This is a genomic window from Pseudomonas sp. KH_017, from assembly GCF_057840285.1.
Genome location: NZ_CM174509.1, coordinates 1,942,231 through 1,954,629, shown reverse-complemented (window position 1 = coordinate 1,954,629; position 12,399 = coordinate 1,942,231). Strand labels below are relative to the sequence as shown.

The 12,399-nt window shown below is 61.0% G+C and carries 8 protein-coding genes; 4 read left to right on the top strand and 4 right to left on the bottom strand.

Features of this window, described 5'->3' with window-relative positions:
- Positions 1 to 137: 137 nt before the first annotated feature.
- Positions 138 to 980 carry a xanthine dehydrogenase accessory protein XdhC gene (gene xdhC, locus AC3IT6_RS08925; protein WP_223446095.1) on the top strand — a complete coding sequence of 281 codons (843 nt, stop codon included), beginning with the start codon at positions 138 to 140 and terminating at the stop codon, positions 978 to 980.
- A gap of 8 nt (positions 981 to 988) precedes the next feature.
- Complete coding sequence (gene guaD / locus AC3IT6_RS08920) at positions 989 to 2,293, top strand: guanine deaminase (RefSeq protein ID WP_489354923.1); 1,305 nt, start codon at positions 989 to 991, stop codon at positions 2,291 to 2,293.
- Between the two features lie 162 nt (positions 2,294 to 2,455).
- Here guaD and AC3IT6_RS08915 read toward each other — a convergent pair whose 3' ends face one another.
- Positions 2,456 to 3,220, bottom strand: a complete 765-nt coding sequence (locus AC3IT6_RS08915) for a GntR family transcriptional regulator (protein ID WP_007971481.1) — start codon at positions 3,218 to 3,220, stop codon at positions 2,456 to 2,458.
- A 355-nt stretch (positions 3,221 to 3,575) separates the two neighbouring features.
- Between AC3IT6_RS08915 and AC3IT6_RS08910 the strand changes: the two genes are divergently transcribed.
- Positions 3,576 to 4,766, top strand: coding sequence for a benzoate/H(+) symporter BenE family transporter (locus AC3IT6_RS08910; RefSeq protein ID WP_489354922.1), 1,191 nt, complete (start codon positions 3,576 to 3,578; stop codon positions 4,764 to 4,766).
- Between the two features lie 59 nt (positions 4,767 to 4,825).
- Here the strand turns inward: AC3IT6_RS08910 and AC3IT6_RS08905 are convergent, their stop codons facing one another.
- Positions 4,826 to 5,170, bottom strand: a complete 345-nt coding sequence (locus AC3IT6_RS08905) for a YggL family protein (RefSeq protein WP_489354921.1) — start codon at positions 5,168 to 5,170, stop codon at positions 4,826 to 4,828.
- A gap of 234 nt (positions 5,171 to 5,404) precedes the next feature.
- On the opposite strand from AC3IT6_RS08905, the gene dacB reads away from it, so the two are divergent.
- A complete protein-coding gene (gene dacB / locus AC3IT6_RS08900) occupies positions 5,405 to 6,865 on the top strand; it encodes a D-alanyl-D-alanine carboxypeptidase/D-alanyl-D-alanine endopeptidase (RefSeq protein WP_458370928.1) in 1,461 nt (486 codons plus the stop codon).
- 138 nt (positions 6,866 to 7,003) lie between these two features.
- Here the strand turns inward: dacB and AC3IT6_RS08895 are convergent, their stop codons facing one another.
- Both AC3IT6_RS08895 and rlmKL read right to left on the bottom strand, forming a co-directional pair.
- Positions 7,004 to 9,403, bottom strand: a complete 2,400-nt coding sequence (locus AC3IT6_RS08895) for a sensor domain-containing diguanylate cyclase (RefSeq protein ID WP_489354920.1) — start codon at positions 9,401 to 9,403, stop codon at positions 7,004 to 7,006.
- Between the two features lie 215 nt (positions 9,404 to 9,618).
- Positions 9,619 to 11,889, bottom strand: a complete 2,271-nt coding sequence (gene rlmKL, locus AC3IT6_RS08890; RefSeq protein ID WP_489354919.1) for a bifunctional 23S rRNA (guanine(2069)-N(7))-methyltransferase RlmK/23S rRNA (guanine(2445)-N(2))-methyltransferase RlmL — start codon at positions 11,887 to 11,889, stop codon at positions 9,619 to 9,621.
- Between the last annotated feature and the right edge of the window lie 510 nt (positions 11,890 to 12,399).

The window sequence follows — 12,399 nt, the reverse complement described above, 5'->3', positions numbered from 1 at the left end:
GCGGCCTTCGCGAGCAAGCCCGCTCCCACAATGGATCTCCAGTGGGCACAAATTTTGTGAATGACAGAGATCAAAATATGGGAGCGGGCTTGCTCGCGAAGAGGCCGGTACAAACAACAGAGATGTTGAGGTGAAACATGTACAACTGGATCGACGCCCTCGCCGACCTGCAAAACCGGGGTGAGCCCTGCGTGCTGGTGACCATCATCGAAGAGCTCGGCTCGACGCCGCGCAACGCTGGCTCGAAGATGGTCATCAGCGCGAACCAGAGCTTCGACACCATCGGTGGCGGGCACCTGGAATACAAGGCCATGAAGATCGCCCGCGAGATGCTCGCCAGCGGCAAGCAGGACACCCATCTGGAGCGTTTCAGCCTCGGTGCCAGCCTGGGCCAGTGCTGCGGTGGTGCAACCGTTTTGCTGTTCGAACCGATGGGCCAGGTACAGGCGCAGATCGCCGTGTTCGGTGCCGGCCACGTCGGCCGCGCCCTGGTGCCGCTGCTGGCCAGCCTGCCCTGCCGGGTACGCTGGATCGATTCGCGGGAAGATGAATTTCCCGAGCAGATCCCCCATGGCGTGCGCAAGATCGTCAGCGAAGAACCGGTGGATGAAATCGATGACCTGCCGGCCGGCAGCTATTGCATCGTGATGACCCACAACCACCAGCTCGACCTCGAACTGACCGCTGCGATCCTCAAGCGCAACGACTTCGCCTACTTCGGCCTGATCGGTTCGAAGACCAAACGGGTGAAGTTCGAACATCGCCTGCGCGACCGTGGTTTCGATAACAGCGTCGTGCAACGCATGCGCTGCCCGATGGGCATCGGCGAAGTCAAAGGCAAGCTGCCTGTGGAAATCGCCATCTCCATCGCCGGCGAAATCATCGCCACCTATAACGCGAACTTCGGCCAACACACCGTCAGCGCCGGATCGATTGCCAAACTGCTGCCTGCGTCACGCCGCAGTCAAGCCTCCAATTGAGAACTCACATGCCTTTGACTCGCAAAGCTTACCGCGCCGCCATCCTGCACAGCATCGCCGACCCAGCCGTCGTGGGCATCGAAGCTTCCTACGAGTATTTCGAAGACGGCTTGCTGGTTGTGGATAACGGCCAGATCAGCGCCCTGGGCCACGCCAGCGAACTGCTGCCGACCCTGCCGGCTGACGTCGAAATCACCCGCTATCAGGACGCACTGATCACTCCCGGCTTCATCGACACCCACATCCACCTGCCGCAAACCGGCATGGTCGGCGCCTATGGCGAGCAATTGCTGGACTGGCTCAACACCTACACCTTCCCGTGCGAAAGCCAGTTCGCCGACAAGGCCCACGCCGACCAGGTCGCGGACATTTTCATCAAGGAACTGCTGCGCAACGGCACCACCACTGCGCTGGTGTTCGGCAGCGTGCATCCGCAATCGGTGAACTCGTTCTTCGAAGCCGCCGAGCAGCTTGACCTGCGGATGATCGCCGGCAAGGTGATGATGGACCGCAACGCCCCGGACTACCTGACCGACACCGCCGAATCCAGCTACGTCGAAAGCAAGGCGCTGATCGAGCGCTGGCACGGCAAGGGTCGCCTGCACTACGCGGTCACCCCACGCTTCGCACCGACCAGCACCCCGGAACAGTTGACCCTGGCCGGCCAGTTGCTGACCGAATACCCGGATCTGTACATGCAGACCCACATCAGCGAAAACCTCAAGGAAATCGAGTGGGTCAAGGAACTGTTCCCGGAGCGCAAGGGTTACCTGGACGTCTACGACCACTACCAGTTGCTCGGCGAGCGCTCGGTGTTCGCCCACGGTGTGCACCTGTGCGATGACGAGTGCGCGCGACTGGCAGAAACCGGTTCGGCCATCTCGTTCTGCCCGACCTCGAACTTCTTCCTCGGCAGCGGCCTGTTCAACCTGCCGATGGCCGAGAAGCACAAACTCAATGTCGGCATCGGCACCGATGTGGGCGGCGGCACCAGTTTCTCGCTGCTGCAAACCCTCAACGAAGCCTACAAGGTCATGCAGCTGCAGGGTGCACGCCTGAGCCCGTTCAAGTCGCTGTACCTGGCCACCCTCGGCGGCGCCCGCGCACTGCGCCTGGAAGACAAGATCGGCACCCTGCAACCGGGCACCGACGCCGACTTCCTGGTGCTGGACTACAACGCCACGCCGCTGCTGGGCTATCGCCTGAAGCAGGCCAATAACATCGCCGAGACGTTGTTTGTGTTGATGACCCTGGGGGATGACCGGACTGTGCTGCAGACCTATGCGGCGGGGAATCTGGTGCATCAGCGCTAAGGTTTTCCGGGCATAAAAAATCCCCCGCAATCGTTAGATTCCGGGGGATTTTTGTATCTTTGAGGCCGCCTTCGCGAGCAAGCCCGCTCCCACATTTGGTCTGTGCCGCTCACAAATCCCCTGTGGGAGCGGGCTTGCTCGCGAATCAGGCGACGCGGTCGATCAGATTTTCGCCGGCGACCGCCCAGGCTTCTTGGTCTGCAGCAAATGCGAGAACACCGCATGCAGATCATCCGAAGCACTTTCCTCGTCGAGGTTGAGCTTGCTATCGATGTGATCCATGTGATGCATCATCAGGTTCACCGCCAGTTCAGCATCGCGCTTCTCGATGGCGTCGATCAACTGGGTGTGCTCGTCGTAGGAGCAGTGGGAACGGTTGCCGCTTTCGTACTGGGCGATGATCAGCGACGTCTGGGACACCAGGCTGCGCTGGAAGCTGATCAGCGGCGCGTTTTTCGCAGCTTCGGCCAGCTTCAGGTGGAATTCACCCGACAGGCGGATGCCGGCACCACGATCGCCACGGGAAAAGCTGTCGCGTTCGTCGTTGACCATCTGGCGCAATTCGGCAATCTGTTCGGCGGTCGCGTGCTGAACCGCCAGTTCAGTGATCGCTCGCTCCACCAGACGGCGGGCCATGAACACCTGGCGGGCTTCTTCGACGCTCGGGCTGGCGACCACGGCGCCGCGATTCGGACGCAGCAACACCACGCCTTCATGGGCCAGGCGCGACAAGGCGCGGCGAATGATGGTGCGGCTGACCCCGAAAATTTCCCCCAGCGCTTCTTCGCTCAACTTGGTGCCGGGCGCCAGGCGCTGCTCGAGGATGGCCTCGAAGATATGCGCGTAGACAATATCGTCCTGGGTACCGCTGCGGCCGGCTTTGCCTGCTCGCGGTTGTTTCTTTAGGGGTTGCAACTGTTCGTTCATGGGCACTCGAGTCGGAAGAACTGCGGCGAATTGACCGCGACTGTAATACGGCACAGTGGGTCGCTGGCAAGTATCGCGTAAAAAACACTGCGATTGTACACAATGGAGGGTGGCAACACGACTGTACGGCTGAATGTTGCCTCGGCTGTATCGCAACGCCTGATTACTTTTGAGTTTAGGCTTGTTCGCAGAATCCGCCTTTGTAACGCAATCCCTGTGGGAGCGGGCTTGCTCGCGAATGCGGTCTGTCAGCTAAATCAATGTCGACTGACACGCCCTCTTCGCGAGCAAGCCCGCTCCCACAGGATTCAGCGTTGCAGCGGACATCTTCATCTGTAAAAGGAACACCACCGTCATGAACGACGCCACCCACACGCAAATCCGCCCGTTGGCCGACACCTCGCCCTCGGCCATCGTTGCCGGCTTCATCGCCATGATGACCGGCTACACCAGCTCCCTGGTGCTGATGTTCCAGGCCGGGCAAGCGGCGGGCCTGAGCAGCGGGCAGATTTCGTCGTGGATCTGGGCCATCTCGATCGGCATGGCCGTGTGCTCCATTGGCCTGTCCCTGCGCTATCGCACGCCGATCACCATTGCCTGGTCGACCCCCGGCGCCGCGCTGCTGATCACCAGCCTGGGCGGCGTGAGCTACGGCGAAGCCATCGGCGCCTACATCACCTGCGCGGTGCTGGTGACGATTTGCGGGCTGACCGGCAGCTTCGAACGACTGATGAAAAAGATTCCGGCATCCCTGGCCGCCGCCCTGCTGGCGGGGATCCTGTTCAAGATCGGCAGCGAGATTTTCGTCGCGGCGCAACACCGCACCGCCCTGGTCCTGGGGATGTTTGTCACTTATCTGGTGGTCAAGCGCCTGTCGCCGCGCTACGCGGTGTTGGCGGCATTGCTGATCGGCACGGCATTGTCAGGCTTCATGGGGCTGCTGGACTTCAGCGGTTTCCATCTGGAAGTGGCCACGCCGGTCTGGACCACGCCGCACTTCTCCCTGGCGGCGACCATCAGCATCGGCATCCCGCTGTTTGTCGTCGCCATGACCTCACAAAACATGCCCGGCATCGCCGTATTGCGCGCCGATGGTTACACGGTGCCAGCCTCGCCGCTGATCACCACCACCGGCATCGCCAGTTTGCTGTTGGCACCATTCGGCTCCCACGGGATCAACCTGGCGGCGATCAGCGCAGCGATCTGCACCGGACCGCACGCCCATGAGGATCGCAACAAGCGCTACACCGCAGCCGTCTGGTGCGGGATTTTCTACGGGATCGCCGGCGTGTTCGGCGCGACGCTCGCGGCATTGTTTGCCGCGCTGCCCAAGGAACTGGTGCTGTCGATTGCGGCGCTGGCGCTGTTCGGCTCGATCATCAACGGCTTGAGCATCGCCATGAGCGAAGTGAAGGAACGTGAAGCTGCGCTGATCACCTTCATGGTCACGGCATCGGGGCTGACGCTGTTTTCCATCGGTTCGGCGTTCTGGGGGATTGTCGCGGGGGTATTGACGCTGGTGATTCTGAACTGGCGCAAGGCCTGAAACCAAAAACCATCGGCATAAAAAAACGGCGACCCTTGGGTCGCCGTTTTTTTAGAACATCAAGCTACCGGATTGATCGGCTTTTCCGGGTACCAGACGTCCAGCAGCGGGCTGACTTCAACGCTGGTCAGCTCGGTGCGGCCTTTGAGCCAGGCTTCAACGGCAGCGCGCTGTTCAGCGCTGACCGAGCCACGCTTCTGCAGGCAAACCAGACCGTAGTCGTCGCCGCCAACATAGCCCAGACCGTTGGTTTCCATGGCTTCTTTGAGGAACGCATCGAGGAAAGCATCAATGGCTTCATCAGCCAAATCTTCTTTGAAATCCAGGTTCAGTTCGAAACCCAGCTCTTGAAATTCATCGACGCACAGTTTTTTGCGCAGACGCTGGGAACGGTTAGTCGCCATTGGAACAATCCTCTTAAGTAATAACGGGCGGCACTTTAGCAGCTTAAGCCGCCGATTGCCTGACTCTCTGGGCCACCACGCCTACCGTCGGTAAAAAAATAGCCGATCAGAATGCCCGCGCACGGCACAAGCCGTGACACCTTGGGGCATAATGCCGACACTTTCATGACCATTGAGGGAATTTATCTCCATGCCCTCATCTTATTTCCCCTCGGCTGTAGGGTTTTATTTCAGATGATCAAATCTTTGCGTCCATTGCTGTTGGCCGGTTTTCTTCTCCCCCTGGCCCTTCCCGTTTGCGCCGCTCCAATCAATACCGCGTTGTCGCCCAACGTTGAAAAAGCCCTGAAAGCCAGCAAGTTGCAGGACAACGCCCTGTCGCTGGTGATGATCCCGCTCACCGGCCCCGGCACCGCGACGGTGTTCAACGCCGACGTGTCGGTCAACCCGGCGTCGACCATGAAACTGGTAACCACCTACGCGGCGCTGGAAATGCTCGGCCCGAACCACCAGTGGAAAACCGAGTTCTACACCGACGGCACCTTGAGTGGCGGCATTCTCAACGGCAACCTCTACCTCAAGGGTGGCGGCGATCCGAAGCTGAACATGGAAAAACTCTGGCTGCTGATGCGCGACCTGCGTGCCAACGGCGTCACCCAGGTCACCGGCGACCTGGTGCTGGATAAAACCTTCTTCGTGCAATCGCAATTGCCGGAGTTCAATGACGACGGCAACGACGATAACAAGCCGTTCCTGGTCAAGCCCGACTCGCTGCTGGTCAACCTCAAGGCGCTGCGCTTCGTCGCGCGCAATGACTCGGGCAAGGTGCTGGTCTCCGTGGAGCCGCCGATTGCGAGCATCCGCATCGACAACCAGGTCAAGGCCCTCAACTCCAAGCAATGCACCGGTGGCGTGCGCTACAACCCGGTGCCACAGGCCGACGGCAGCGTGACCGTGACGGTCGGCGGTCAGCTTGGCGAAGGCTGCAGCTCGCAGACTTACCTGTCGCTGCTCGACCACGCGACCTACACCGCCGGCGCCGTCCGCGCAATCTGGAAGGAGCTGGGTGGCAGCATTCAGGGCAGGGATGTGCTGGCGCCAACACCGAAAGACGCCAAGGTCCTGGCCCGGGCGTTCTCGCCGGACCTGGCGGAAATCATCCGCGACATCAACAAGTACAGTAACAACACCATGGCCCAGCAGTTGTTCCTGAGCCTCGGCCAACGCTTCCGCACCGATGCCGATGGTGACGACGCCAAGGCCGCCCAGCGTGTCGTGCGTCAGTGGCTGGCGAAAAAGGGCATCACCGCGCCGCACCTGGTGATGGAGAACGGCTCCGGCCTGTCCCGTGCCGAGCGTGTCAGCGCCCGGGAAATGGCCTCGATGCTCGAAGCGGCCTGGCACAGCCCGTATTCCGCCGAATACATCAGTTCGATGCCGATTGCCGGCACCGACGGCACCATGCGCAAACGCCTGAAGACCACTGCCATGCGCGGTGAAGCCCACGTCAAGACCGGCACCCTGAACACCGTGCGGGCGATTGCCGGTTTCAGTCGCGACGTCAACGGCAACACTTGGGCGGTGGTGGCGATCCTCAACGACAAGGCCCCGTTCGGCGCCTCCTCGGTGCTCGATCAGGTGCTGCTGGACCTGTACCGCCAACCGAAACTGCCGCAGACGGCTTCGGTGTTGTAACCCGGCCCCTGAGAACTACAGAGATCCACTGTGGGAGCGGGCTTGCTCGCGAAGACGGCGGCACATCCAACATCGATGTGACAGGCAAACCGCTTTCGCGAGCAAGCCCGCTCCCACAGGGTCAGCGTGCAACCCGGGCTAATTCATCTCCCCTTCTACCCGATCCCTTCCCGCCTGCTTCGCCGCATAGACTCCCGAATCCGCGCGCAACAGCAAGGCATCGGCGCCCTCCCCGACCCGCCAACTGGCAATCCCGAAACTGGCGGTGACCGTACCGACACCTTCAATGGGTGAACTGCGCAAGCCTTGCCACAATTGCTGGGCCAACATATAGGCATGTTCGCCGCTGATATCCGGGCACAGCACCATGAACTCCTCACCGCCCAGGCGGCAGAACACATCGGTGCGACGCAGCCGGTGGCCGATCCGTTGGCACACGGCCTGCAACACCCGATCACCGATGGCATGGCCATGCAGGTCATTGATGCGCTTGAAATGGTCGATATCGAGCATGATCACCGACAGATCCCCACCGCCGCGCTCCACCCGGGCCATTTCGGTGGTCAGGCGCTCCTGGAAATAACGCCGGTTGTGGATACCTGTCAGCGAATCGGTGACCGACAGCGCGCGCAATTCCTCCTCCACCCGCTTCATATCGGAAATGTCCGAGATGTAGCCATGCCACAGCACGCCGCCACCCGGCAGTTCCTCCGGCGTGGCCTCGCCACGCACCCAACGCAGACCGCGTTGCGGCAATTGCACACGGTATTCCTCGCGCCAGGGGCTGAGGGTGTCGGCCGAGGCGCGGATCGAGGCGCGGACACGGGTGGTGTCCTGAGGGTGAATCCGGGTGAAGATCGCTTCGGCATTGAGCAGCAGCACGTCAGGTTCCAGCTCGTAGATATCGCGAATGCCGTCGCTGGCATAGATCACGCTGAAGCGTCCGTCGAATTCCATCTTGAACTGGTAGATGCCACCGGGCACGTGGGCGCTGAGTTTCTTCAACAGCAGGTCCCGCGCCGCGAGCGCTTCATGGACCCGTTTGCGTTCGGTGATGTCGATGCACACCGCCAGGTGCCCGACCCACAAGCCTTGCTCGTCGAGCACCGGCGTGGCGAGCATGTTGACCATCAAATGGCTGCCATCGCCGCGCACCAGCGTCCACTCCCGCGCCTCGTGGCCGCCCTCCACGTCGCCTTCGACCAGCATCGCCTGGCAGGTCGGCACCGGTTTGCCATAGCGCGCGCTCAACTCTGCCGAGCGAGCGACCAGTTCCCGGGGCAGGTGCAGGTTCTCCAGGGTCATATGACCGACCACTTCGGCACTGGTATAGCCAAGCATCTGCTCGGCACCCGCGTTGAAGGTGCTGATGACGCCGCGCAGGTCAGTGGCGATGATCGCGACCTGGGTGGCGGCATTCAGCACGCCACGCAACTGACCATGGGTGCCGCGCAGTTCCTGCTCTCGATCGCGCAGCTCCCGGGTGCGTTGCTCGACCAGTTTCAACGCCCGCTGCCGCTGACTGACCAACACATACAGCAAGGCACTGAGCATCAAGCTGAGCAACCCACCCAACACCACCACACTGGTCACGGAGGAATGGTTGGCCTGCACGAACGCGTCGCTGGGCTGGATATCGACTTGGTAGTCATGATCAGCCATGCGCAACAGGCGCGTGGCGGACAGCTCGCTGATGGCCGGCGGGTTGGGCGACTCGAACAGCACTTCGTGCTGGTCGTCGATCGACAAATCGAGGATGCGCACCGAGAGATAGTCACGACTCGCGTCCGGCAGTCCGTCCGCCAGCAACTGGCGCATGCTGATCACGGCCATGACATAACCGTAGGGCTTCGTGGTTTTGTGGGCCTGACTGTTGCGCTGCATGACCGGCGCGACCAGCAGCACGCCGCGCGCATAAGCCGGCTCGATACTCACCAGATGCATCGGTTGCGACACCGCCATGGCGCCATTTTGATCGGCCCGGTCGAGCGTGGCACGCCGCAGCGGCTGGGCCAGCAAGTCGTAACCGAGGGGAGCGCCGAGTTTGCTTTGAGTCTGGCTATACAGCACCGCTACGTACTCATCTCGCTCGCCGGCCGGTTGCAATTGGCCGTCGGCGTTGAGCTCTCTCAGGGCGAAGTTGCTCAAGCCTTCGTCACGCACCCGACGCTCGAACGCCGCCCGCTCATCACGAGTGACCCGATGGGCATAGGAATACGCCTGGGTTCGCAGCAGCAAAGGTTGGGTGTAGCCATCGAATTCCGCTCGGGACACCGAATCGGAATTGGCGAAAAACCGGCGCAGGCCGTCGAGGCGCTGCTCCTGATCTTCGAAACGCTCTTCGATACGGCTGTAACGTTCACTGGCCAACAGTTGGAAACGTTGCCGCAATTGATGGTGAAACAGGTTCAGTGTCGACCACGCCAGCAACCCGGTGAGCACCCCGCCGACCAGCAATACCAGCAGCGCGACCAGCCAGGCCGAGGCATCTTCGCTGATAAATCCCAGGATCCTGGGGCGCACGGCGTGCAACGACATAGAACGCAAACTCAAAACGCCAGGTGCGGAGAAGCCCTTTGGCCGTGAGTTGAGTTATAGCTATTAGCCACTAATTTGACCAGCACTGATGGGATCCTGTAGGAGCGAGCCTGCTCGCGATGGTAGCAAGAGTACCGCGTGACTCCAGAAGGCACGCGTTATCGTTATCGACCATCGCGAGCAAGCTCGCTCCTACAGTGAATCAGCGCAGCTATTTAGCGAGCCGTGATTTTCCAGGCGCGATGGATCTTGGCGTTGCGGGAAAAATCCGCATCGATGGTCTGGGCGGTGATCTCCTCGACCACATAACGCTCGCCGAGATTGGCCTCCAGTTCGAACTTGCGGAAGTTGTTGGAGAAGTACAACACGCCGCCGGGCGCCAGTCGCGCCATGGCCAGGTCGATCAGTTGCACCTGGTCGCGCTGCACGTCGAAGACACCTTCCATACGCTTGGAGTTAGAGAACGTCGGCGGGTCGATGAAGATCAGGTCGTACTCGTCACGACTGGCTTCGAGCCACGCCATCACGTCACCCTGCTCCAGGCGGTTCTTGTCGGAAAAACCGTTCAGCGACAGGTTGCGACGCGCCCAGTCCAGGTAGGTTTTCGACAAGTCGACACTGGTGGTGCTGCGCGCGCCGCCCTTGGCCGCGTGCACGCTGGCGGTCGCGGTGTAGCAATACAGATTGAGGAAGCGCTTGCCGGCCGCCTCTTTCTGGATACGCATGCGCATCGGACGATGGTCGAGGAACAGACCGGTGTCGAGGTAGTCGGTGAGGTTCACCAGCAGCTTGATCCCGCCTTCATTGACCTCGACGAACTTGCCCTGTGCCGCCTGGCGCTCGTACTGCTTGGTGCCGCTCTGACGCTCGCGGCGCTTGACCACCACGCGGCTCTTGTCGATGTTCAACGCCTGCGGAATCGCAGCCAGGGCATCGAACATGCGCGCCGAGGCCTTTTCCGGATCGATGGATTTCGGCGCGGCGTATTCCTGGACGTGGACCCAATCGTGATACAGGTCGATGGCCATGGAGTATTCCGGCATGTCGGCGTCATACACGCGGTAGCAGTCGATGCCTTCACGCTTGACCCACTTGCCGAGGGCCTTGAGGTTCTTTTGCAGGCGGTTGGCAAACATCTGCCCGCCTTCGCTCAGGCGCGGCTGCTCGATCACCGGGGCCGGGGCTGGAACCGGTTTGATCGGATTGCCGTTTTTGTTGTATTTGCGCTCTTGCGGCTCGCTCGGCGCTTCATCGTAGGCCGCTTGCTCTCGCTCGGCCTGACGCTGTTCCGGAGTACGACGCTCGCCGGTGACGAACTGATCCGGCAGCACCTTGATCAGCAACAGCTTGCACGGCAAGGCGCCGTTCCAGAACGAATACTGCTTGTGGCTGCGGATACCCATGCGCTTGCCCAGGTCCGGCGCGCCGGTGAACACCGCCGCCTCCCAGTTCAAGCAGGCCTGACGCAGACGCTCGCCGAGGTTCTGGTAGAGGTAGAGCAGGCTCGCCTCATCGCCCAGACGCTCGCCGTACGGAGGGTTGCAGATCACCAGGCCTTTCTGGTTCTGGTCCGGACGCGGCTCGAAAGTCGCGACTTCGCCCTGATAGATCTTGATCCATTCGCTCAGGCCGGCACGCTCGACGTTGTTGCGGCCCGGTTGAATCAGCCGTGGATCGGCTTCGTAACCGCGAATCCACAACGGTGTTTTGGCCAGGCCGGCAGCGGCGCGTTCGGAGGCTTCTTCGTGCAGTTTTTTCCACAGCGCCGGGACGTGACCGAGCCAGGCGGTGAAGCCCCACTGCTCGCGACGCAGGTTCGGCGCGATGTCGGCGGCGATCATCGCCGCTTCGACCAGGAAGGTGCCGACACCGCACATCGGGTCGGCCAGTGCGCCGCCTTCGGCCGCGATACGTGGCCAGCCGGAACGGATCAGGATGGCGGCCGCGAGGTTTTCCTTCAGCGGTGCCGCACCTTGCTGCAGGCGATAGCCGCGCTGGTGCAGGCTGTGGCCCGACAGGTCGAGGGAAAGAATGGCTTCGCCACGGTCCAGGCGCAGGTGAATGCGCAGGTCCGGGTTGAGCTTGTCGATGGAAGGACGGTCGCCTTGCGGGGTGCGCAGTTTGTCGACGATGGCGTCCTTGACCTTCAGCGCGCCGAAGTGGGTGTTGTCGATACCCGAGCCATGGCCGCTGAATTCGACGGCCAGGGTGCCATCATTGAGCATGTGGTCTTGCCACTCGATGTCCAGCACGCCGTGGTACAGGTCTTCGGCGTCCTTCATCGGGAAACGCTTGAGCACCAGCAGCACGCGGTTGGCCAGGCGCGACCACAGGCACAGGCGATAAGCGGTTTCCATGGTGGCCATGCCGCGTACGGCAGAGGTGTGTTCCCGCGCTTCCTCAAGGCCAAGCCCGACGGCTTCCTCGATGAGCAGGCCTTCAAGGCCTTTTGGGCAAGTGAGGAAGAGTTCGAAACGATCGGACATGGGAATTCCAGAACCTTTAGCTGAGTGACCGGGCAACGCATTGCCGGTCCGGTTTTCAATCAGGCGCTTTTCTCGAAGAGCGCCCGCGTGGCACGAAGGCGTGCCGTTCCACCCTTGCTGCCCGGGTTAAATGAGCTTAGATGCAAGGGCAGATAAAAAAGTTGATGCAACAAAATGTCATAAGTCGACCCTTCGTCGAATAGTGCTTCCCGGCAACGGGAGCCATTCTCACTAAAGGATTAAGCCCATCATCCAGCGCAGGGCCGATCATACCGGGGTTTGGCCAATAAATACGCTAAAAACGCGCTGTTACTTATGGCCTTAGCACATAAATAGTTACGTCCTTATGACAAAACGATCATTCCCTCGATGTGACGCATTGGTTAGAACTCAATACAGGTTGGCGCCGCAATGACGCCAACACCTTGGCTCGTCACGCCGGCAACGAGCCGCCAACGGCAGAGTTTTTCTGCCAGACCTCAATAGAGGTCGACGCGATAAATACAGTCA